Raw genomic sequence first — 24410 nt, 5'->3', positions numbered from 1 at the left:
TGTGCAGTGATATACTGCATATAATCTACAACCTTTTTAAAGGCGGCCTTGTTCCCCGGATTTGGATATTTCTAATGTTAAAACCCTGCCTGTAAGCACGTACGCCGTAAGCCGGTTTTTAATTGGAAAAGAAACATTTACTTTGCGCACAACACACGTCAATAAATCATTTATGCATACAGAAATCACCGCAGGAACCACCATAAACGTGGCTTCCGAAACCGGCACATTAAAACGCCTCCTGATCCACAGCCCGGACCGCGGCCTCGGCAAAGTGGTGCCCAGCAAAGCGCAGGACTGGCTTTTTGAAGATATCGTTCACCTGGATACCATGCGTCGGGGAGAATATGATTACTATGTAAAACTGCTGCTTTACTTCCTCGACCCGGAAAAAATCAAAGGAAAACTGGCCAACGTTGACAATGATCCTACCCGCTCCTTTTTCATCCCCGGTTCCGAAAAATACTTCGATTCGGACTGTGTGGTTGACATTCAAAAACTGCTGGGAGAAATTTTGGAAAACGGTGAGGTTCGTGTCAAACTCACAGCAGCAATTTGCGGCATTGAAAGATGTTCCTATCATACGCAGGAAGAACTGAACCGATACGATCCGCACGAGCTGGCGAAAATCTTCATTTCGGGTTCGTACTCCGATAAAAGAATGCTTTTTGCTCCGCTGCCCAATCTCATTTTCATGCGGGATATCGGCATTGTGATCAATGATCATATTTTGTTGAACAAGCCTGCGAAAAATGCGCGGACGCGGGAATCCATCCTGGCGCAGTTTGTCTTCTTTTACCATCCCATGTTCGCCGACATTAAAAGCCGCATCATTGAAATACCTGAAAATGAACGCCACTTCTTGTTGCCGGACGATGAAAAAGCCAGCGATTACCACCGCTGCACGCTCGAAGGCGGCGACGTTATGATGGTCGCGCCGAACCATTTGGTGATCGGTTGCAGTGAGCGGACCTCGCTTTATGCAGCGCAACAGGTGATGAAATTGCTGTTTGAAAAAAATGTTGTGAGCACCATTACCATTGTGAAGATTCCGAAAAAACGGGACTACATGCACATTGACACCATTTTCACGCAGGTTAAGAGGAACGTCTGGGTCCTGCTGGGTTCGCTGGCGAGGTTAGGTGATGAAGCAAAAAAGCAAGACGTGCTGCATTTTTTTGGCCCGCAGGATACAAACAGGGAATTCAGGATTTTGCAGTTTGTAAAAGGTCAAGAAAATAATCCGGTCGAGATAGAAAACCTGGAAGATCTTCTTACTTCAATTAGTGTCAATGATTTAGGTGTTACCGAACCTGTCCAATTCATTTATTCCGGCGATAATGAGTTTCCTTACGGTGAGCGGGAGCAATGGACGGATTCCTGCAACCTCTTAGCATTGAAAGACGGCGTGGTCGTAGGTTACGACCGGAATGACAAAACGCTGGATGCTTTCAGAAAGCATGGTTATCATGTGATCAGTGCTAAGGATTTGATACAAAAACTGGAAGATGACGAGTTGTCTGTGGAGACATTAACAGATACTTTTATCACGCTTCCTTCCGCTGAGCTCTCACGGGCGCGTGGCGGCTCGCATTGCATGAGTATGCCTATTTTGCGTGTGGCTGCGCAGTAAATTTTATATTGTAATCGCGGCGTTTCAGTTGTAAATTGCACTAGACATCCATTCCCGATACTCCTATGCGCGTAATCACTTCATCCGCCCAGATCCAACCCCAATCCACCTCCCGGATCATGATGATCAGGCCGGTAAAATTTGGCTTTAATGCAGAAACCGCTGAAAGCAACGAGTTTCAGCAGAAAGCATTTGCGCAAAGCACGCAGGAAACCGCCGGCGACCTGGCTAAGGAAGAATTTGACCTGATGATCGACCAGCTGAAAAAAGCGGGTGTTGATCTTCACATTTTCGATGATAATGAGGACATTCTGAGGCCGGACGCTGTTTTTTCCAACAACTGGGTGTCTTTCCACCAAAGCGGAAAAGTGGTTCTGTATCCGATGATGGCCGAAAACCGCCGGGCTGAACGCAGGCTGGATATTATAGAACGGTTAAGAGAAGATTTTAAAATTGAGGAAATTGTAGACCTCAGCTATTTCGAAGAGCAAGGCAAATTCCTTGAAGGGACCGGCAGTATGGTGCTCGACCGCCGCTATAAAATTGCATATGCCTGCCTTTCACCCCGCACCCATCCGGAGGTTTTGGAAGCTTTTGCGGATGCATTGGGTTATGAAATTGTTGCTTTTTCTGCTTCGGATGAAAATGATAAGCCTGTTTACCATACCAATGTGATCATGTGCGTAGGCGATGTTTTCGCGGTCGTTTGCCTGGAAGCGATCAAAAATCCCGACGAGCGGCAAATGGTCCGGGCGGCGCTGGAAGAAACCAAAAAATACATTATCGAAATCTCATTTGACCAGGTGCGGCATTTTGCAGGGAACATGCTCATGGTGCGAAATACGAGACAGGACAAGTTTTTGATCATGTCCACGCAAGCCTATGACTCGCTGACCAGCCACCAACGGCAAGCATTGAGCGACTATGCACGTATTTTACATACAGACCTCGGCGTCATCGAGGGCAACGGCGGCGGCTCGGCGCGGTGTATGATGACCGAAATCCATTTGCCCAGAAAATAAAGGGCTTTACAAAACAAAAATGCTCCTCAGCGGGGAGCATTTTTGTAATTCGTAACCCTCATAAAAACAATTAATCCCTAATATCGGCTTTCGCTTTTGCGATTTTCTCCTTGGTTTCAGCTTTGAATGCATCCCACTTATCAGCGGTTTCATTCTGGGCATCCTTCCAGGAAGCTTGAAGGTCTTCCTTTTCTTCATTCAATTCTTTTTTGCGGTCTCTCCACTTTGCTTTTTCCTTGTCAGTGGCTTTTTCCATTTTAGCGTCCGCATCTTCTATTTTCTTGTCGAGCTTGGCAACAGCCTCATCTATCTCTGTTTTCAACGATTCTTTATCCTCTTTCACCTTCGCTTCGAAATCGTTGCCAGCTTCTTTGATATCCGATTTGGCTTCGTCAACATTTTCATCCATGTCTTCTTTTGCCTCTTCAACGGTCTCGTTAGCAGAGTCTTTTGTTTTTTCGGAGCAGCTTGTTAGGCTCAGCATGCCCATGGTCATCATTGCAGCAACCATCAAAGTGATCTTTTTCATAATTGGGTGTTTAATTTTTAATTAAAAAAGAACGTTTAGTCCATTCAAAAAATAACTCATCAAAAATCTTACCAGACCACTATACGCGGTTGAGCAAGGTGGTTGTAGAATTTTATGCTCACAGTTAAGGTCATTTGATAAGAACTTGATCTTTGTGTTAAAGGTTAAGGTTGGTATAACGCTTGCTAGTATTCCTTTTAATAATCAGTTTTGTATTTTATTGATAGCCGTTCAACCCAACATGCGCAAATTTTATATTCCTAGCCTTTTATTATCGATACTAATTTTTACTAATCCGGGAAAGTCAATGGCGCAAAGCGATTCGCTGAACGCAAGGCAACTGGAAGAAGTGACTGTGAATGCATTTGAATCCAAAACAGATCCCCTGACAACCACGGCGACCGTGGGGCTGATCACTTCACGTTCGCTGGAAAGATTTTCGACTTATACCTGGGCCAATGCCGTGAACACCGTTCCCGGCGTGAAAATGGAAGAACGTTCGCCGGGAAGCTATCGCTTTTCCGTCCGGGGAAGCCTGATCCGTTCGCCGTTTGGGGTGCGTAATGTGAAATTTTACTGGAACGGGATCCCGTTCACGGATGCCAGCGGAAATACACCGCTTAACTCGGTTGATTACGGCGCTGTGCAGAATATGGAGATCATTAAGGGCCCGGGAAGCAGCATTTACGGAGCAGGAACGGGCGGCGTAGTGCTGATGCAAAGTCAGCCGGACAATGATTTTACGAACCGCATTGAACAAAGCGTAAGTTTTGGAAAATATGGTTTTCAAAGCAGAAATTCGACCATTCAGGTTGGCGACATTTCGGTACAATATGGTCATAGTGAGCAGGATGGCTATCGCGATCACAGCAATATGGTAAGAGATGCGATCCGCTTCACTTCCTTATCCCGACTCGGAGAACGCAGCACATTATCCATTTTGGGAATGTTCTCAGACCTGAAATACGAGACGCCGGGCGGCATTAACCTGGCGCAATATCAAAGCAACCCGAAACTGGCCAGGCAATCAACCCCTACGGTGCCTGGAAGTGAAGCACAGCAAGCCGCCATTTACACGAAACTCGCATTAATCGGCGGAAATTATACATTACAACTTTCAGATTCCTGGACGCAATCGAATGCATTGTATCTAACATTCACGGATTTCGCCAATCCTTTTATTTCAAATTATGAAAAACGCGACGAGAACGGCATAGGCGGAAGGAACATCTGGCAAAACCGCTCGCAGATCGGCAATGTTAAAACGAGCTGGACTTCCGGATTTGAATGGCAATATGGCAAATCTGCGCAGCGGAATTACGATAATATCGGCGGCCGGGCGGACAAGCAGCAAACTGTGGAAGACATCAGGACAACCAGTCTTTCAGTTTTCAGCCAGTTGGAAGCAGTGCTTTTTACAGACCTTACATTGAGCGCCGGCGCGAGTTACAATACATTTAAATACAAATATGAAAGGTTCTTCGCCCTTCCATATAGCAAGGAAGAGCGGAAATTCGACGGCATTTTCGTCCCAAGATTTGCTGCAAACAAGGTGATATCCAAAAACTGGGCGGTTGTAGCCTCATACAGCGGCGGTTATTCACCACCCACATTGCAGGAAGTGCGGCCATCAGCAGGTGGTTTCCGCCGCGACCTGGAAGCGGAAAAAGGCATGAATACAGAATTCGGGATCAGAAAAACGGGAAAGGTGATCACGGGGGAAATCAGCTTGTATCATTTTGGATTGCGTGAAACCATTGTTCGGAGGACCAATGAAGCGGGCGCCGAGTTTTTTATTAATGCAGGAAAAACCCGTCAGAATGGACTGGAATGGACTGTGGCTTATGATATTTTGTCTGATCCCAAACTTCCGGTCATGCTGAAATTGTGGAACACGGGCACGGCGACGAAATATACATTTGAAGATTTCCAGCAAGCGGATGTCGATCTGACCGGCAAACGGATTCCCGGAATCCCTAAATTTTCGCAGACTTCCGGCCTGGATGCGCTTTTCAGATATGGCTTCGCGGCATTTGTAACTTATCAGCATGGAAGTTCGTTTTATCTGAACGATGCCAACACGGTTGAAAACACGCCTTATAATCAATGGATTGCGCGCATAAGCTGGAAGAAAAGCTGGGGCCAGCATTTTTACAGTGAGCTTTCAGCATCCGCAGAGCAGGTTAATGCGGGCATTTACAGCCTTGGTTACGACCTCAATGCTTTTGGCAACCGTTATTATAACAGTGCACCAAAAGATAATTTGTGGGCTGGCGTGAAGATCGGCTGGGAGTGGCAGAAAAATTCCAAATAATGCATTTATACATTCATATTCCTTTTTGCAGACAAGCTTGCCATTACTGTGATTTTCATTTCAGCACAAACACAGCCAACAAACGCGCTGTCGTTGAGGCCATTGCCAATGAGATCATTTTAAGAAAAGATTACCTGCCAAAAGCGGACATTGAAACCATTTACTTCGGCGGCGGAACGCCTTCAATGCTGGACGAGGCGGAGCTGCATTGGTTGCTTAATACTATAAATCAGCATTTTACAGTCGCTCCTAATGCAGAAATAACATTAGAAGCCAATCCGGATGATTTGCAGCGGGAGAAGTTGCAGCAATTTTATAATGCAGGAATCAACAGGCTGAGCATTGGAATACAATCTTTTCACGAGCCGCATTTAAAATTCCTGAACAGGATACATTCCGCTTATGAAGGCGAGATCTGCGTAAGAACCGCACAGGAAATTGGCATTCATAACATTTCAATTGACCTGATATATGCAATTCCTGCCCCGGATCACAGCATTTTAATGCAGGATATGCAAAAAGCATTCGCACTGGACATTGCACATATTTCTGCTTACTGCCTTACTATTGAGCCACAAACTGCATTCGGAAGTTGGTTAAAAAAGAAGAAGATCAAACCCATTGATGAAGAGTATGCTGCGCAGCAATTCGAGCTTCTTGTAAAAACCCTTGCAGAAAATGGTTATGAACAATATGAGATCTCGAATTTTGCCCGCGATGAACATTATAGCATGCATAACAGCTCCTATTGGAAGCAAAGGCCATATTTAGGTGTAGGCCCGAGTGCGCATTCCTATAATGGCATAAGCCGTGAATATAATGTTGCAAACAATGCGCGCTATGTCGAAGCCATTCAAAAACAGATCATTCCTGCAACTGTGGAAACATTGTCCCCTGCTGACCAGACCAATGAATATTTGCTGACCGGCTTGCGAACGAAATGGGGCGTGAACAAGGAGAAGCTGGAAATGCTATCCGGTAAGTCTTTTTCCTCAATCCATTCACCGGATCTGCAACAAATGACGGCGAAAAACTGGATCAGGGAAGATGCGTACAACTGGTATTTGACCGATTCGGGAAAGCTTTTTGCAGACCGGATCGCCAGCGATCTTTTTATTGAGTAGTTATAAAAAATGAGTTACCGGGCGCTCAATTACATTCGCCCGATAACTCAAAATCGCAATGCTGGCTTAGGAAACCAATTCTGCGTTCAATGTGATCTCTGCATTCAGCAATTGTGAGATCGGGCATTCTTTTTTCGCCTTTTCAGCGATTTCAGCAAATTGTTCAGCCGAAACGCTTGGAACAGTCGCCTTCAATTCGATTGCGCTCTTTGTAACTTGTCCTTTTGCAGGATCCAATGTTACAGTAGCAGTTGCATTAAGCTCATCGGCTGTAAATCCTGCTGCATTAAGCTCAAAGCTAAGTTTCATTGCAAAACAGCTGGCATGCGCCGCTGCGATCAATTCCTCAGGATTTGTTCCTTTGCCCTCTGCAAAACGGGTGTTAAATGAATATTGCGTGTTTTCCAACACAGTGCTTTGTGTACTTACAGTCCCTGTTCCTTCTTTACCAGTGCCTTTCCAAACGGCTGTTGCTTTACGATTAATCATATCAATTTTGATTTATAAGTTAACATGAGACCCTCTGTTATCGGATCGTTTCATCGAAAAGTAACAAGCATCGCCGATTTACGCAAATTATTAAATTAATATAATGTGCAATAAATGGCCACTTTTGCCTGTTCCAGACTATGCGCATTCCTTATCCGCCGGCAACTGTTTTAGTTAAGGATTGTTAATAGCGGATCGGGGATTAAACTTTATTATTGCGCAGCAATCTAAAAACCAAAATAAAAACCATCATTCAACTTAATCTATTTAATCATGAAAAAGATAATAATGCCTCTTCTGCTGGTTGTAGCTGTTTTGTTTCAAAGCTGCAAAGGACCGGAAGGGCCGCAGGGACCTCCGGGGCCGGAAGTTCAAGCGCTCGGACATACATTTGACCTTACAGATGTGGATTTTACTGCCGCAGACAAATATCAGTTCGGCCTCACTTTCGCAGCCGCCGACCTTGGTTTTGAGGTGCTTGAATCGGACGCGGTATTGGTGTACATCAATTGGGGCAGTGAGAATGTAAACGGCCAGCCACTCACAGCATACCGGCCTTTGCCACAGACTGCATTCCTGGATCAGGGCATCCTGACTTACAATTTTGACCGCACTGTCCAGGATTTCTCTATTTTCCTGGATGGAACCGTCAACTTTGCAACAGTAGATAGCCGGTATACAAGAGATCAGGAATTCCGCGTGATCATCATCCCAGCCGATTTTGTACAACGCAGAAATGCAGCTGTGGATTTTAACGATTATAATGCTGTTGTAAAAGCATTCAACATTGACGAATCAAAAATTCGGAAGATCTCAGCGAAATAGGCACAGTATTTTAGTTTGTCTAGGCTATCCGGATATTTTTTAATAAAATCCGGTAATTTTTTACCGGATTTACTTTTACAAGTATGAAAAGCGTTTTAAACACACTCGGTTTACTGCTGATTGCAGTTTCACTGGCAAGTGCGCAGGATTTTAAGAAGGAGACTAATAAGTACAGAAAGAAATACAAAGAAGAATTTCTGAGTTCTGCCAATTCCCCCTTGAAAGAAGCCGATTTGCCGTTTTTACAATTTTACGAACCCGATTCGGCTTACAGGGTTGTGGCTAAATTTGAAAAAAGCCGCGGACAGTCTTTCGAAATGCCGACTTACAGCGGTGTAAATAAGACCTATGTAAAATATGGCAAGGTAAAATTTCGCATTAATGGCAGAAAGCAAACATTGACCGTTTACAGAAGTCTTAGCTTACAGCAACTTGCAAAGTATAAAGACTATCTTTTCATACCTTTTAAAGACAAAACCAATGGTGACGAATCCTACGGTGGCGGTCGCTATCTGGATCTCAAAACCACTGACATAAAGAACAACACATTGGTGCTGGACTTTAATAAAGCATACAATCCATATTGCGCATACAGCGATGGCTACAACTGCCCGATCCCGCCGGCGCCCAACCATTTGCCGATCGCGATTACAGCCGGAGAAAAGAAATTCGGAAAAGATCATCAGCAAGCGCAACTGAAATAGCATAAAAAAATCCCGATCTGCTCAGACCGGGATTTTTTATTTACCTGAAATTTTATGCTTTCAAAAATTCCTTTTGCTTCATAATGCGCTCGAAAACTTTAACATCGTGCTCGGAAGTAAAAATGCTGAAAGGCAGATACAAAAACTGTCCTTTGGAAATAACAAGCACATAAGCTTCCTTATCCTTATAAGCGTCCATGATCTGCTCCCACTTCATTACGCTTCCCTCCTTCTGGTTCAACTTCATCAGGATCTGGCGGTTATCAATCTCATAAGAGAATTTCTCGAACATGGGCTTGTACTGCGCAAGCTGTGTAATGCCTGTAAACTGCACCAGCCAGAACAGCACGTAAAGCAACGCCCCCACGAACACAGTAATGTAGATCCACAAATTCGGATACACGCCGGTAAGGTTCAATACGGCGTTGATCAGGATGAGTGCCAGTGGTATTAATCCCCATTTCAGCTGCGTTTTGAAAAAGTAACGCATGGCAAGGGCAATGTATTTCTTGGTTGGTAATGCGTATCTTTTTGTACGGACCGCCGCAGGGTTCGTTGGCATTTGATACACGGGTTGGTGTTTATTCACCGAAACTTTGGCCATAATTCAGTTTAAATTAACAATTTCTTGATTTCCTTTATGCAAGATGAACACCACGATGCCCTCGGAAAATGAAGTGCAAAGTTAGAAAAAAAGGAGTCGACATATCAGAATGCTGTTGAAATAAAAAACTGTTATGAGATTTTAGTGTAATTTGTCTTTCTTAACTGCGTTGAACATGAAACACGAAAATATTCATAACTAAATGGGTTTCCTTTTTCCATCATTTTTGTGGGGTCTTCTGGCAGTTTCGGTTCCAATTGCGATTCATATTTTCAATTTCCGTCGTACTAAAAAGGTCTATTTTACCAACGTAGCATTTCTAAAAGCAGTTGATACCAAAACGCGTTCGGTAAGGCAGGTGAAGCATTGGCTGGTCCTGGCGGCGCGCATTTTAGCGATCATCTGTCTTGCGCTCGCATTTGCGCAGCCATTTTTACCTGCCCAAAATAACGTTGCCGCAAACCGCAAAGGCATTACCAGCCTGTATCTCGACAATTCGTTGAGCATGGAAAGCGAGCTCAACAACAAACGCTATCTCGACATTGCTAACGCGCGTTTGAGCGAGTTACTGGGGCTTTTCAGAAATGCAACTTCCCTACAACTCGTCACCAACGATTTTTCAGCACAGGAACAAGGACTATATGCGTCCGAAAAACTGCGCGACAGGCTCACAACCATTGGGTTATCAAACACGCCGCGCACTTTTGAGCAGGTTTACAAAAGGCAGGAAAACCTTATGTCCCGCCATCAGCAGGCAGGCAAAAATCAGCTTTTCTGGTTTTCAGATTTTCAAAAAAGCACCTCCGGCAATCTTTCGGGATTAAAAACCGACACGACCAACCAGCTGTTTCTGGTGCCCGTTCAGGCAGCGGCGGAGAAGAACGTTTTCGTGGATTCAGCCTGGCTTAACACGCCGTTTATCCGTGAGTTGCAGAATAACATTCTCTTTGTCAAGGTCAGCAATTCCGGATCGGAAACAGCGCGTAATGTTGTTTTAAAGCTGAATCTGGACAATACGCAAGCTTCTACGGCCTCCGTGAATGTTCCTGCGAACGGCAGCGCGACAGCGAAATTCAACTTTAATTTAAAAGGAAAGGGTTATAAAAAAGGCCAGATCACATTCGATGATTTCCCTGTCACGTTTGACAACAACTATTATTTTGTGCTCAATGCTTCGCCGCTGATCCGCGTGCTGCACATTTATGGACAAAAATCAGCCGGTAACTACATTGAAAACGTCTATGCGAACGACAGCTTGTTTTCCCTGCAAAGTTACAGCGCCAACAATGTGGATCCGGGCTTGATCAAAAACACGGATCTCGTTGTTTTGGAAGGAGTTACCTCACTTTCGGGCTCCTTGCCGCAGGATTTGCAGGAGCTTGTCCGAAACGGTGGAAGCGTTACCGTAATCCCTCCCGCTGCTCCGAATACAGAAAGTTACAATGGTTTTTTGTCACGCGTTGGCATCAATGGCCTTACCGGCACGCAGAATGCTCAACCTGCGCCGGTTGCCATGGCAGCGCCGGATCGTAACAATCCGTTTTTCAGCGATGTGTTCGAAGAATCTGTCCGGCAGGAGCTGAACCTTAATTTGCCCTCAGCCTCCCCGGTGTGGAGTTGGGCCAATGCTGGGCAAATGGTGCTCGCATTGCGTAATGGCCAGACGTATCTGAACCAGGTAACCTCCGGAACGGGCAAAGTTTATCTACTTGCCGCACCTTTAAATCCGGAATACGGTAACATTGCGCAACATGCCATTTTTGTGCCGATCATGTATAAAATCGCCGCATCCAGCGTCCGCGCGCAGCGAACATCTTTTAAGTTTGATGAAAATCCAATTAGTCTGAATGTTGAAAAAGCGCAGCCTAACACGGTTTATAAATTAAGAAAAAACAAAACAGAAGTTATCCCGGTGCAGCGAATTGCCGGCAACCAGCTTTTACTGGAAATCCCGCAAGGCGACCAGCTTGGCGAAGGATTGGATGCAGGATATTTTGAGCTGATAAAAGACAACAAAGTAGAACAGATCATCGCATTAAACCACAACAATGCGGAGTCTAAACTACAGTACTATTCCCCGGACGAATTAAGGACCATCTTCGCCGGCCAAAAAAACGTCCAGATCTTCGACCGCATCGACGACGACGCCTTTTCCACAGCCTTCCAGCAACTAAACATGGGCACCAACCTTTGGAAATACTTCCTATACGGAGCCCTTTTCTTCCTGCTGGTCGAAGTGGCATTGATCCGGTTTTTGAAATGATTGGTGAAACCAAAGCAGAATTCTTATCAAAAGATCCCCGTTCAGTTTTATGTTAGCGGTTTTTACACCAATTTTGTGTGACACTACCGAATCTTTTAAATGCTTTCATCGCGAATAGGAATTCTTGGCGGCGGCCAACTAGGACTGATGCTTTTACAAGCTGCTGTGGACTGGAATCTGGACATTCACGTCCTTGATCCCGACGCAGAAGCTCCATGCAAACAAATTGCCCCTCACTTCCAGCAAGGCTCATTACAGGATTATGACACGGTTTATAATTTTGGTAAAAACCTGGATGTCATTACAATAGAAATCGAAAAAGTCAATGTTCAGGCTCTGGAAACACTGGAAAAGGAAGGCAAGAAAATCTTCCCTCAGCCATCTGTAATCCGCCAGATACAGGATAAGCGAATTCAAAAGCAGTTTTACAAAGAAAATAATCTCCCTACTGCCGACTTTATACTGACAGAAAACCGGGAGGATGTTTACAGAAATGTTTCCTTTTTGCCCGCATTTCACAAGCTCGGAAAAGACGGTTACGACGGCCGCGGCGTGCAGCGCCTAACCTCCGAAGCGGATATCGAAAAAGCCTTTGAGCAGCCCGGGCTTCTGGAAAAAGCAGTGCCTTTTGAAAAAGAACTGGCGGTGATTGTGGCGCGCAATGTGAAAGGTGAGATTACTACATTCCCCACCGTGGAAATGGTTTTTCATCCCGAACTGAACCTCGTAGAATATCTTTTTGCTCCGGCAGAAATTGAAAAATCAATTGACGAAAAAGCGCAGGAAATAGCCAGAAAAACAGCAGAGGCATTTCAGATCGTGGGGTTGCTGGCTGTGGAGCTTTTTATGACGGCAGATGGCGAGATCCTGATCAACGAAGTGGCTCCACGGCCGCACAACAGCGGGCACCACACCATTCGCGCCAATGCGACTTCGCAATATGAGCAACATTGGCGGGCGATTCTGGACTTGCCGCTGGGCAGTACGCACGCGTATGGGCCCTCCGCAATGGTCAATCTGCTGGGCGAAGAAGGTTACGAAGGTCCGGCAGTTTATGAAGGAATGGAGAAATTGTTGGCTACTGAACAGGTTTTCCCGTTCCTTTACTGGAAGGCAGTTACAAAATCATTCAGAAAAATGGGCCATATTACCATTATGGATGCCGATATCGCGTCTTTAAAGAGAAAGGTTGATTTTGTTAAAAAGAATATCAGAGTAATCAGTAAGTAATCTTCGTTATAGTAATGGTTGGAATCATAATGGGAAGCCTTTCAGACCGGAAAATTATGCAGCAGGCAGCTGATGCACTTTCCGAGCTTGGGATCGCTTTCGAAATGGAAATCGTTTCCGCACACCGGACTCCTGAACGCATGCTGGAATACGCCTCATCGGCCCGAAGCCGCGGGTTACAGGTGATCATTGCCGGTGCAGGCGGCGCAGCCCACTTGCCTGGAATGGTTGCTTCGCTTACTTCACTGCCGGTTATCGGCGTCCCGGTTCTGTCGAGTAATTCGATTGATGGCTGGGATTCAGTTCTGTCCATTCTGCAAATGCCTTCGGGCGTTCCGGTTGCCACAGTCGCATTGGACGGCGCCAGAAATGCCGGGATTTTAGCCGCTCAGATCATTGGAGCCAGCGATCAGGAGGTCGGAAAACGGCTTGATTTATTTAAAGAAAGCCTCAAAGAAAAAGTGGCGGTGATGAATGAGGAATTGAGAAATCACCTTGGAAGTTAGAAGGTCTTTAGTATTTTCGTAAAATTAATTAGCACCACAAAAACATCGATTACCGGCTATGGAAGACGAATTCCCTAAGAAAAGAAATGTCCGTCCGACCGAAAAGTCCAACCTCCCTATCGTTACCCTGCTTGTGTTGGTTCTTTTGGTATTAGCAATGTTATACGTGGGGTATGAATACATTTCCGACAGTTCTTCCAACTCCGAAGAACTTACTTCGGTTGTAGTGGACTCAACACTTGATGAACCCAGTGTAGGTGAACCAATTACCGACGAACCTGCCGAGGCATTAGAAACACCGGCAACGGAAACGCCTGCCGCGGCTAAGGATAAACCCAAAGAGGCTGAAAAAGAAACAACACCTTCTGTTTCGGCGTCCTCAGTAGGCGGTGAGCAAATTACGCATACAGTGAAAGGCGGTGAAACATTTTCAAGCATTGCATCGCGCTATAATTTGAAATTGGAAACATTAAAAGGTTTGAATGCTTCTACTCCCGAATTAAAATCGGATGTAACCAGGCTTAAAATTCAGGTGCAAGCTGTGCATACAGTGGGCCCTGGTGATGTTTTAAGGGTTGTTGCCGGCAAATATGGGGTTACCAAGGAAGCACTTATGAAAGCAAATGGCAGAACAAAGGACTTCTCGGAAAGAGGTGAGAAACTGATCATTCCTTTTGCATCCAGAAAATAGAATTTCAAACAGAGATAGATAAAAGCCCGGGACGATGCCTCGTTCCGGGCTTTTTTTGGCATTAATATCCTGTTTTAAGTAAATGCTTAATTAAACCCACCTCTGTCTCCTCTTCCGCCCCTGCCGCCAGGCATCTCACCGCTGTCAAAATCTCTGCGACGGTTGTTTTCCGGAGCCGGAGCTTTACCAAAATTCCTCAGCGTGTAAGTGAATGTCAGCATTGCATATTGTGTCAAAACACGGTTTGTAACGTCCTGCACATAAGTTTCCGTCACGTTCCGGGTAATGCTGTTGTTTTGTTTCAAGATATCAAAAACCGTCAGTTTCAATTCACCTGCATTGTTTTTCAGGAATTTCTTGCCAATGCTTGCGTTCCATAAGGTGAAATTTTGGTTATAACCTTCTCCCAAACCTCTGTATGACTGCTTGCTGATATCACTTTGAACAACAAATCCTTTTCCGAAAATCCAGTTCACGCGGCCGGTGATTCCCTGCGTATAATAATTGTTGTTCAGATTCGGCTGGATCGTATTGCGGACCATGTTGTAATTGCCTGAATAAGAAAGCGTAAAATCAAGCCTCTCGCTCACATTGCTGCTGATAACCAAACCCTGCGAAACTGCGTAAGTGTTGGAAAAATTGGAAATGTTGTTGATCAGACCCGGCGAACGCACATAATTGAAGCCGGTTGTCAGGTTCACATTCAATTTCAGCGGCGCAACCGGTTTTCCGTAAGCAAGGAAAGTCCTCGCATTCCAGCTTCCATCCACATTCACAGGTTTCGTAAATTTCGCTCCGCGTTCCAGAATAATGCCGTTAGCCACTTCGGTCGGCTCTTGTGCGATCAATGTTGAGTTGACAATCGCATTGTTGGTTTGTGTTACGAAAACCATTGCATTCAGGTTATAAGGTCGCTCGGCACCGGCCAGCGAATAGCGCACATTAAAACTGTTTCGGTATTCCTGCTTCAAATCCGGGTTACCGGCGGTTAATGCTAACGGGTTGCTGTTGTCGATCACATTCTGCAACTGGGAAATGGACGGCTGGTTTGTTGAGCTTCTGAAAAATGTACGGAATTGCGTGCCCGTTTTGGATCTGTAACTCAGCATGAAATTCGGCAGCAGATTGGTAAATGACTGATCCACTTTCGCATTGATGGGCGCCAATTGCTGGCTATACAAGCCCGTATTCTGAAAGTCCAGCCCAAAATTCGCAGTCCAGCTATTCTTACGATAACGATAGCCGACGCCCGCGCGATTCGTCACATAACGATTATCAAATGTGTTGGAAAGCAGCGAATCCAGGTCTGAATACGTATTTTCGTCAAAACTCATATTATAAGTTTCCTTTTTGGAATCACTGTTGCTTACTGTAAGGCCATAGTTGAATTGTAACTGGCTGTTTTTGCCGATGGGCTCGGTGTAGATCAGGTTTCCTCCCAATGTTACGCCGTTGGAATATGTAAAGCTCTCCTGATCAAGCGTATCGCCTCTTGCGGCGAGGCCTAGGCTATCGTAAAACATGGTTCTGGAATAAAGATTACCAATGCCGTTACGGTCATTCAGTTGCGTATTCAGATTCACAGACAACGTCCGGCCTTTCTTTTCAAATGAATGACGGAACAAAACGTCGTTATTGAAGTTGTAAGCATTGGTCGCATTCCGCTGGCTGTTATCCAGGCTGTTGATCCGCAGGCCATTCAATGTGTTAAGCCCCACCTTTGTACTCACCGCACTATTGTCCTGAAAGCTCAAACGCGGCGTAATGATCAGCGAGTTGTTTTTATTAATGTTATATTCAATTCTAAAATTGAGTCTGTGATTGGCGTTGGTGTTGTTGGTGCGGCTGTTTTCATCGTAAATCTGATCCGTTGAGTCCGTATCTCCTGGCAGAATAAAGCGCTGCTGCATACTTTGCAGATTGCTGTTGCCGGTGCGGTTGAAGAAGTAGCTGCCCGTAACATCCACCTTTTTACCAAACTTATTGGCATAATTTAAACCGAAGGAATTAGTCCCGGTGATTCCGCTTTGATTCCCAACCAGGAAATTGCCGCCCGAGCCACCTCTTCCTCCGCCTCCGACACCGGAAACACCGATCAGATCCTGGCTTGAAAAGTTTTGCATATTAATGTTATTACTCAGCCCGATCACCGATATACGCTGATTGCCTTTGAAAAAGCTCACATTACCGCCCGCCTGATAACGGTTATCCAAGCCATAACCTGCGAAAACCTTACCAAACTGGCCCATTTTACGATCAGCTTTGGTTACAATGTTGATCGTTTTCTGTCCGTTACCGTCGTCAAAACCTGTGAATTGGGCTTGATCGCTTAGTTTATCAAAAACTTCTATTTTATCAACAATCTCGGCAGGAAGGGATTTTAATGTTAATGCAGCATCTTCCCCGAAGAATGGCTTTCCGTCCACTAAAACCCTGTTAACGGTCTCACCATGAGCAGTTACAGTTCCGTTTGTGACGGTGATGCCAGGCATTTTCTGGATAAGATCCTCGGAAGTTGCGTCGGGATTGGTTTTGTAAGCAGCCGCATTGAATTGGGTCGTATCACCCTTTTGTTCCATGGCCGTAACCTGTCCTACAACTTTGATTTCTTTCAAATTGGCAACCGCTTCACTCAATTGGAATGTGCCAACATCCTGGATATCATCCTGTAATGTAATTGTGCGGGAAGCATCTTTATAGCTTAGATAAGAAACCTTTACCAGGTAAGCCGCTTGTTTGGCCAGACCATTAAAGGAAAATTTGCCGTCGATATCCGTTGTTACATATTCAGGCTTCGCATCCGGCAGGTTCCTGCTCACCGCCACATATGCACCAACGACCGGCTCGTTGGTTACGCTGTCTTTGACCACGCCTGTTATCCGGCCTGTTGGTTGTTGTGCAAATGCTGATAACGATAATAATATCAGCAGCGAGAGTAGGGATGCGAATCTTTTCATGGTTTCTGTAAAGGTTTATTGCAGTTTAGAGCCTCCTTTTTGATTATAGTTTAATCCCGCTCAGCAATAAACCCCTACAATCGATAAAACCACCGCACTTATAGATCAACGCCGGGATTTACCCGACGAGAAAAACTCACTTCAACCAGTCTTTTAAAAGCCCTTCATACGAATCCAGGAACTTTTGATATGCTTTTTCCAACTGCGGAAGCGCTTCGGCCAGTGTGCTTGTATCATCCGATTTCAAACGCCATTCCGCATCACGGGCTATTTCCGCAACCTGCGCCACGCCCACAGTTCCGCCACTTCCTTTCAATGTATGCAAATTACTTTTAACCGTTTTGATGTCGCCAGTCGCGTAAGCCTCCACCGCACCCGAAACAAGTTCATTGGATTCCGTAACAAAATCCTCAAACACAGACCACACCAGGTCCGGCCCGCCTATGCCGTTCAGCTGATCGATAATTTCTTTGTCCAGAACCGGCAAAATAATCTCCTGTGCAATTTCGCGCTGTTTTGATTCCAGCTTGCGGCTCTCCACATTGCCTAGTAAGTCTTTCACTTTGAGGAGCAATGTTTGCGCGCGGATCGGTTTGGCAATGTAATCGTCCATGCCCTGGCTCATGAAGCGGTCGCGATCTTCTTTCATGGAATAGGCCGTCATAGCAACAATCGGCGGCATAGAATCCGGGAAGCGTTTTTTGAGTTCCTGGGAAGTCTCCACGCCATCCATATCCGGCATTTGGATATCCATGAATATAATGTCGTAACTCACATCTGAAACCTTCCTTTTGGCCTCCACCATTTCAATCGCCTTGAAACCGCTTTCCGCCAGATCCACGTAACAACCCGATTTCTTCAGGATTTCATTGGCCACTTTCCGGTTCACCGCATTGTCGTCCACAAGCAGGATCGTGGGATGGTAATCCTTGAAAACATTCTCAATCGGCGTTTCCTCCATTTGCACAATGGTGCTGGCCTGGGCGATGGAAGTTTCTTTTGTTTCAAATGTAAACCAAAATGTACTCCCCTCTCCAACAGTAGATTCCACGCCGATTTCCCCGTGCATCAGCTCGCACAACTGCTTGGAAATGGCCAATCCAAGTCCGGTTCCGCCAAAAGATTTACGTGAAGAATTATCGAGCTGCGTAAATGAAGTAAACAATATCTGCCGGTCCATCGGACTGATCCCTATGCCCGAGTCCTGAACCTCCACTTTGATTTTATGAAACAATCCGTCTTTTTGAACCAATGTCAGGAACACTGTAACTGCCCCATTCTCAGTGAATTTCAATGCATTGGAAGTCAGGTTCGAGAGGATTTGAAGTAATCTCGTCTGATCCGCAATGATGTACTTCGGAATGTCGGGTGCAATGTGATAGGTGAGCGTATTTCCCTTGCTTTTGGCCGTCTGCCCGAAAAGGGAAACGAGTTTGAGCAACAATTCTTCGGTCGCAATCGGTGCTTCGTGCAGTTCCATCTTTCCGGCTTCAATTTTGGAAAGATCCAGGATGTCGTTCAGAATGTTTAGTAATGTTTCCGATGACCGTTTGATCGTCATCACATAATCCTTCTGCTCCACATCGAGCGGCGTTTCACCCAGCAAGTCGATCATCCCGATCACACCGTTCATCGGCGTACGGATTTCGTGGCTCATGTTTGCCAAAAAGCCTTCCTTAACCTTCAATGAGCGTTCCGCGTGTTCCTTGGCTTTGAGCAATTCCTGCTCATTGCGTTTCAATTCGGTAATGTCACGCGCGAGAACGGCGATCTCTGTCGGCTTGCCTTTGTCGTTGGTGAACATCAGCATATTGATCATAAACTGCCTTTCAGTCCCGTCTTTGCGGTAAAGCGAAATTTCGAAGTTACGCAGGCTCTTGCTCCGCCGCAGCCGGATCAATGCAGAATGTATCCGTTTTCTGTCCGGAAAAAATTCGAGGATTTTGTGCCCGATCACTTCGCTAGGCAGGTAACCAAGCCTTTTCAGCACCGATTGGCTGATCATGGTGATCTCGCCCAAACGGTTGATCCGGCAATAAATGTCTTGCAGGTTTTCAAAAATCCCCCGGAAAAGTTCTTCGCTATGCCTTAACGATAACTCAGCTTCTTTCCTGCGCGTAATGTCGCGCGCAATGCCTGAAACTTCCTCAATCACGCCATCTGCATAATGGATTGGGTTCAGGTAAAATTCCAGCCACATTTCACCCTGGTCTTTGCGGTCTATTTTAAACTCGAAATATTGCGGTTCGCCCTTTAATGCCTGTCTGTATTTCGTTTCCAGCGTTCTGCGGTTGCTGTTACCAACCATTCGCCAGCCGAATTTTTCCGCGCTGGATTGCAGCGATGGCCTCACACCCAGCTGATTCTGAATAAGATCCGCATAGTTTCTGTTAAATGAAGTCAGCTGCAAAGATTTATTCACCGACCATATCAAGTGAGAACTGCTGTCGAAAATTGCATTCAAGCGCGCCAGATATTTGCTTAGCTCTTCTTCACTTTGTTTCCTTGCAATGGCCATAGCGACCTGCCCGGAAATGAATTCCAGCAACTCCAAATCCCTGGCATCAAACATGTTAGGGTCGTCATAGGATTTTACGCCAATGATCCCTGTCACACGGTCGCCTACGCGCAGGGGCACGCATAGGAGCAATTTTGGCGTTACACCGTATAAATAAAGGCTGTTGGTTTTAGCCAGTTCTTCTATTTTTTCACCTGATAAAAAAAGCGGTTTATTGGATGCAATGGCATATTCCGTCACACCATTGCCCAATTTTCTTTTGGTAAACTTCACATTTCCCTGAAAATACTGATCGACATAATAAGGGAAATAAATGTAGCTTTTGCTCGGGTCGTAAAGCGCGATGAAGAAGTTTTTAATGTCGATGATCTTACCCAGTGCTTCGTGAATGCTATGGTAAAAATCGTCCAGATTTTGCGTGTTAACCGTCCAGTTAGCAATGCTGTAATATAGATTTTGGGCCTTTTCAGCCCTTATTTTCTCCGTATAATCATTTAAAATACAGCGAAATGCGGTAGGCTTACCATTATCGAACCGGCAATTGACACTTCCGGCAACAAACACTTTTTTACCGTCCCTGCTCACGAAAACCGCCTCGAAATTAGGATTGGAATGGCCTTGTTCGATCAACTTTAATTGTGCGAGGGCTTGTTCCTTATGCTGCGGGTGCAGGATGTCTTCCATCCGCATGGACGCAATTTCGTCGAGCCCATAACCCAGCACTTCGCGCCAGGCTTTGTTTACAAATATGAATTTTCCGTCGATCGCAACGAGCTGGATCAGATCGCTTGTGTTATCGACGAGATCCTGCAATTGCGAATTGGATTTGGCAATGGACGATTCCATCCGACGGCGGCGCGTAATGTCGTCACCTACCAAGGTCACACATTCCACCTCGTCCTGCTCGCTATGCATAAGCACACTATTGATCGAAAACGTCCTTAATGTGCCTTTTTGAGCTAAAAAAGGAACCTCGCGCTGTTCCAGTTTCCGTTTTCCCTGGATTCCCTCTTCCAGCATCTGCCTTATTTCGTGCTCTTCTTCTTTGGGAATCAGTTTGTCAAATATGCTATGCCCCACCAAATCCGACTCCTGCCAGCCCGTTTTCATCAAAGCATGCGCACTGATATTACGGATGATGAAGTCCGGAGAAAAGGTAATTCCAATTAGGTTCAGATGCTGAAGTGTAGCGTGTATAGTCTGCCAATCGGTCTGGGACAAGATCATTTCCATAGTATCTCGATAATCGCACTTTTAAGATTCCTTCCTATTCTTTATTCGATAAATCTACGAATTAAGCCGTAATTTTGGTTCGTGAAAATAAATTATAAAAAGCGCGACGACTCCAAAGTGAGGGCCAAAAAGCATTTGGGCCAGCACTTTCTGAAAGACTTAAATATTGCTCAACGGATCGTTGACGGCCTCTCCGGGCATAATGGTTACAGTAAGGTTTTGGAAATAGGCCCGGGCATGGGCGTCCTGACTCAGTTTCTGATTACGAAAGATGCATTCACCACGCATGTGATCGAAATTGACACCGAATCTGTCGCCTACTTAAAAAAACATTACGAGAATCTGACGCCCAGGATCATCGAAGGTGACTTTTTGAAATTCAATCCGGCCGATTATTTTTCCGAGCCTTTTGCCATCATTGGCAATTTTCCCTATAACATTTCTTCACAGATCTTTTTCCGCGCATTACAAATCCGCGATCAGATCCCCGAGATCGTTTGTATGCTTCAAAAAGAAGTGGCTATGCGCATTGCGTCCCCGCCGGGAAACAAGGATTACGGCATTCTGAGCGTTCTATTACAGGCATTTTACGATATAGATTACCTCGTTTCGGTGCCGCCGGGCGCATTTGATCCGCCTCCCAAAGTCCAGTCGGGCGTGATCCGGTTGCGCAGAAACGCGGTTGCAGCATTAGATTGTGATGAAAAAATGTTTTTCCGGGTTGTGAAAACGGCGTTTAACCAAAGGAGAAAAACGCTTCGGAATGCGTTGAAACCTATCGGTGAATTCCCGGAAAATCCGTTGCTGACCAAACGGGCCGAGCAGTTGAGCGTAGCGCAATTCGTGGAGCTTACAAAACTTGCTCAAGAATTGCAGCCGCAGATCTGAAATTGCCTTTAAAAAGTATATACTATGGCCATGAGCCATTCTGCTAATTGCTAAAAGCAAAGTGACCAATGACGTTTGAATTAACCAAGGAATACGTAGAGCACATTCAGGAACTGATTAAAAAAGAAGATTCTGCTTCGATAAGATCAGAGACGGAGAGCCTTTTTCCGGCAGACATTACTGGTCTTTTGTCGGAGCTGGAAACTGAGAGTGCTAAATTCCTGATCACGCAGCTGGATGTGGAACGCGGAGCGGAGATCCTTGCGGACATGGACCCTAACGAGCGCCGCGAGTTCCTGAAAGCATTCACGTCAGAAGAAATATCGCATTTTGTCAACCTTTTTGACTCAGATGATGCGGTGGATTTGCTGAATGAACAGCCTATCCGCGTTCGTGAAGAAGTAATTGCCCTGCTGGAAGACCGCGAACAAGCGCGTTTTATTCTCGATCTGCTGCATTATGACGAAGATGTGGCAGGTGGTCTGATGCAGAAAGAATTGGTAAAGGCCAATGTGAACTGGACTGTAAATCAATGCATTGAAGAATTACGTCAGCAGGCGGAAGATGTTGGAAAAGTGTACGCTGTTTATGTCGTTGATAATTTTGGCAAATTACTTGGTCTTCTTTCCCTGAAAAAAATCGTCCTGGCTCATAAAAATACACGCATTGAAAGTCTGTATGATAAGGATGTTATTTTCGTAGAAACCTATCGTCCAGCCGAAGAAGTTGCTGAACTGATGCAGCGCTATGACCTTGATGCATTGCCTGTTGTGAATGTCCAGGGAAAGCTTTTAGGAAGGATCACCATTGATGACGTGATTGATGTTATCACCGAACAAGCCAGTTCTGATACGCTTGCTATGGCGGGTATTACTGGGGATGTGGAAGAAGATGACACGATCTGGCAGCAAACCAAAGCGCGTTTGCCGTGGCTGTTGGTCGGCATGATGGGTGGAATTCTGGCGGCGAAATTTATCAGTTTTTTTGAGGGAGATTTAAAGATTATCCCGGCCATGGCGGCTTTTATCCCTATTATCGGATCCACCGGCGGAAATGTGGGCATTCAGACTTCTTCTATTATTCTTCAAAGTCTGGCTGATAAGACAGGTTTGGACACCACGGTTGGTCAGCGCCTGATCAGAATGTTTGCCGTTGCGTTCATCAATGGCATTATCATCAGCACGATTGTTTTTGGATTTAATTTACTCATTGGCAACGATATACAATTAGCGCTAGTCGTTTCAGCAGCATTAATGTCCGTCGTTTTTCTCGCCTCATTTATGGGAACCATGACGCCGATTTTATTGGAAAGAATCGGAATCAACCCCGCAGTAGCATCCGGCCCATTCATCACCACAGCCAATGACCTGATCGGTTACGGCGTATATTTCGGATTGGCGCATTTGCTATTGAATCTCTAACATTCACTCAAACTAATCGGAATATTCACCGCTAACCCACCCTCCGAAGTCTCCTTATAACGATTGTTCATATCCAGCGCCGTTTCCCACATCGTGTGCACTACATTGTCGAGCGACACCTTTGCATTATCCGGATTACTTTGCAACGCCAGCTGACAAGCCGTAATCGCCTTAATCGCCCCCATTGTATTCCGCTCAATGCAGGGAATCTGCACCAAACCGCCCACAGGGTCACATGTAAGGCCTAAATGGTGCTCCATAGCAATTTCCGCAGCCATCAAACATTGCTCCACCGTCCCGCCCGAAACCTGCGCCAATCCCGCCGCCGCCATCGCCGACGAAACACCAATTTCAGCCTGGCAACCGCCCATAGCAGCCGAAAGCGTGGCCCCTTTCTTAAAAATGCTGCCGATTTCGCCGGCTGTCAGCAAAAATTTAAATACATCTTCCTCCGTCCCACCACAAAAAGTAAGGTGATACTGAATCACCGCCGGGATTACCCCAGCCGAACCATTTGTAGGCGCCGTAACAACCCGACTATATGAGGCATTTTCTTCGTTAACCGCTAAGGCAAAGCAGCTTACCCAGTCTAATGTGTAACTGAAACCAGCGCCTCCACGCCTGATCGCGTCCATCCAATCGTCGCAGCCCGCACAGACGAAGTCCTTCAAAAGCTTTTCATTCAATGCTGCAGCACGCCGCTGCACATTCAAACCGCCAGGCAAAACGCCGTTCGTTTGGCAACCATGGAAAATGCTTTGCTGCATCACATTCCAGATATTCAGCAGATCGCTTCTGACCAGGTTTTCATCTTTCCAAACCTTCTCATTTTCCAAAACTATTTCCCAAATCGGCTTTTGAGAGGCATGATGCCATTTGAGCAGGTCTGCCGCCTGATCGATCGGATAAGGCAGATTCACACAATTCTTCACCTCGTCGCCCGACTTTCCTTCCTGAATGACAAAACCGCCACCCACCGAGTAATATGATTCCTCAACTAACCCCGCAGATTCGCAGTCCGCAATGAATGTGAGGCCGTTGGGATGAAATGGAAGTGTTTCGTTTTTATGAAAGTGAATGTTCTCTTTTGGAGAAAAAACCACCCGTAAGTCACCTGGGAGCAGGATGCATTCTTTCGAAGCAATTTCAGCCAGAATCTCATCAATATGCTCAGTCTGAACCGTAACCGGATCATAGCCGCTCAAACCCAGGATCACCGCAATATCCGTCCCATGTCCCTTTCCGGTTTTCGCCAAGGAACCATAAAGATGAATATTAACCGCCCGCACCTGATCCAGCCCGCATCGCGCCTCAACAGCCGCCAAAAACTGCTGCGCCGCCCGCCAAGGCCCAATCGTATGCGAACTGGAAGGCCCAATCCCAATCTTAAAAATATCAAAAACAGATATGCGTTCTTCTTTCATGTCAATCGAAATTGCCTCGGGTAAAGTTAACGAGA

Annotated in this window: 18 protein-coding genes; 12 read left to right on the top strand and 6 right to left on the bottom strand. The window is 45.7% G+C overall.

Features of this window, described 5'->3' with window-relative positions; all coding sequences use genetic code 11:
• Positions 1-172: 172 nt before the first annotated feature.
• Positions 173-1633, top strand: a complete 1461-nt coding sequence (locus L0659_RS03785) for an arginine deiminase family protein (protein WP_235124300.1) — start codon at positions 173-175, stop codon at positions 1631-1633.
• Positions 1634-1698: 65 nt separating this feature from the next.
• Positions 1699-2655, top strand: coding sequence for a citrulline utilization hydrolase CtlX (gene ctlX / locus L0659_RS03780; RefSeq protein WP_235124299.1), 957 nt, complete (start codon positions 1699-1701; stop codon positions 2653-2655).
• 70 nt (positions 2656-2725) lie between these two features.
• On the opposite strand, the gene L0659_RS03775 is transcribed toward ctlX, so the two are convergent.
• Positions 2726-3184, bottom strand: coding sequence for a hypothetical protein (locus L0659_RS03775; protein WP_235124298.1), 459 nt, complete (start codon positions 3182-3184; stop codon positions 2726-2728).
• Between the two features lie 307 nt (positions 3185-3491).
• On the opposite strand from L0659_RS03775, the gene L0659_RS03770 reads away from it, so the two are divergent.
• Together L0659_RS03770 and hemW are read left to right on the top strand one after the other, a co-directional pair.
• Positions 3492-5498, top strand: a complete 2007-nt coding sequence (locus L0659_RS03770) for a TonB-dependent receptor (RefSeq protein ID WP_235124297.1) — start codon at positions 3492-3494, stop codon at positions 5496-5498.
• Positions 5498-6622, top strand: coding sequence for a radical SAM family heme chaperone HemW (gene hemW, locus L0659_RS03765; RefSeq protein WP_235124295.1), 1125 nt, complete (start codon positions 5498-5500; stop codon positions 6620-6622). Before L0659_RS03770 ends, hemW begins: the two co-directional genes overlap by 1 nt.
• Before the next feature lie 66 nt (positions 6623-6688).
• Here the strand turns inward: hemW and L0659_RS03760 are convergent, their stop codons facing one another.
• Positions 6689-7111 (bottom strand): OsmC family protein, encoded by a 423-nt coding sequence (locus tag L0659_RS03760; protein ID WP_235124294.1) that lies wholly within the window; start codon positions 7109-7111, stop codon positions 6689-6691.
• Positions 7112-7384: 273 nt separating this feature from the next.
• Between L0659_RS03760 and L0659_RS03755 the strand changes: the two genes are divergently transcribed.
• Entirely contained in the window at positions 7385-7936 is a 552-nt protein-coding gene (locus tag L0659_RS03755) for a hypothetical protein (RefSeq protein ID WP_235124293.1), read from the top strand.
• A gap of 83 nt (positions 7937-8019) precedes the next feature.
• The gene (locus tag L0659_RS03750; protein ID WP_235124292.1) at positions 8020-8640 is read left to right on the top strand and encodes a DUF1684 domain-containing protein; all 621 of its coding nucleotides are present in this window, start codon (positions 8020-8022) and stop codon (positions 8638-8640) included.
• A 52-nt stretch (positions 8641-8692) separates the two neighbouring features.
• On the opposite strand, the gene L0659_RS03745 is transcribed toward L0659_RS03750, so the two are convergent.
• Entirely contained in the window at positions 8693-9202 is a 510-nt protein-coding gene (locus L0659_RS03745) for a YcxB family protein (protein ID WP_235124291.1), read from the bottom strand.
• A gap of 244 nt (positions 9203-9446) precedes the next feature.
• Between L0659_RS03745 and L0659_RS03740 the strand changes: the two genes are divergently transcribed.
• The 4 genes from L0659_RS03740 (at position 9447) to L0659_RS03725 (ending at position 13934) form a co-directional block, all read left to right on the top strand.
• Complete coding sequence (locus tag L0659_RS03740) at positions 9447-11507, top strand: BatA domain-containing protein (protein WP_235124290.1); 2061 nt, start codon at positions 9447-9449, stop codon at positions 11505-11507.
• 99 nt (positions 11508-11606) lie between these two features.
• Positions 11607-12737: a 5-(carboxyamino)imidazole ribonucleotide synthase gene (locus L0659_RS03735; RefSeq protein WP_235124289.1), complete on the top strand. Its 1131-nt coding sequence runs from the start codon at positions 11607-11609 to the stop codon at positions 12735-12737.
• Between the two features lie 14 nt (positions 12738-12751).
• Positions 12752-13243, top strand: coding sequence for a 5-(carboxyamino)imidazole ribonucleotide mutase (purE, locus tag L0659_RS03730; RefSeq protein ID WP_235124288.1), 492 nt, complete (start codon positions 12752-12754; stop codon positions 13241-13243).
• Positions 13244-13301: 58 nt separating this feature from the next.
• A complete protein-coding gene (locus L0659_RS03725) occupies positions 13302-13934 on the top strand; it encodes a LysM domain-containing protein (RefSeq protein ID WP_235124286.1) in 633 nt (210 codons plus the stop codon).
• 86 nt (positions 13935-14020) lie between these two features.
• On the opposite strand, the gene L0659_RS03720 is transcribed toward L0659_RS03725, so the two are convergent.
• Together L0659_RS03720 and L0659_RS03715 are read right to left on the bottom strand one after the other, a co-directional pair.
• Positions 14021-16891: an outer membrane beta-barrel protein gene (locus L0659_RS03720; protein WP_235124283.1), complete on the bottom strand. Its 2871-nt coding sequence runs from the start codon at positions 16889-16891 to the stop codon at positions 14021-14023.
• Positions 16892-17027: 136 nt separating this feature from the next.
• A complete protein-coding gene (locus L0659_RS03715) occupies positions 17028-20642 on the bottom strand; it encodes a PAS domain S-box protein (protein WP_235124281.1) in 3615 nt (1204 codons plus the stop codon).
• 87 nt (positions 20643-20729) lie between these two features.
• Here L0659_RS03715 and rsmA point away from each other — a divergent pair, with 87 nt between their 5' ends.
• Together rsmA and mgtE are read left to right on the top strand one after the other, a co-directional pair.
• The gene (gene rsmA, locus L0659_RS03710) at positions 20730-21530 is read left to right on the top strand and encodes a 16S rRNA (adenine(1518)-N(6)/adenine(1519)-N(6))-dimethyltransferase RsmA (RefSeq protein ID WP_235125246.1); all 801 of its coding nucleotides are present in this window, start codon (positions 20730-20732) and stop codon (positions 21528-21530) included.
• Between the two features lie 68 nt (positions 21531-21598).
• Positions 21599-22951, top strand: coding sequence for a magnesium transporter (mgtE, locus tag L0659_RS03705; RefSeq protein ID WP_235124280.1), 1353 nt, complete (start codon positions 21599-21601; stop codon positions 22949-22951).
• On the opposite strand, the gene L0659_RS03700 is transcribed toward mgtE, so the two are convergent.
• Positions 22948-24375 carry an L-serine ammonia-lyase gene (locus L0659_RS03700; RefSeq protein WP_235124279.1) on the bottom strand — a complete coding sequence of 476 codons (1428 nt, stop codon included), beginning with the start codon at positions 24373-24375 and terminating at the stop codon, positions 22948-22950. The genes mgtE and L0659_RS03700 overlap by 4 nt on opposite strands.
• Between the last annotated feature and the right edge of the window lie 35 nt (positions 24376-24410).

The organism is Dyadobacter sp. CY347 (assembly GCF_021502655.1).
Taxonomy (GTDB): Bacteria; Bacteroidota; Bacteroidia; order Cytophagales; family Spirosomataceae; genus Dyadobacter.
Note: the sequence above shows the minus strand (reverse complement) of the source record. Positions and strands in the feature narration are given on the sequence as shown.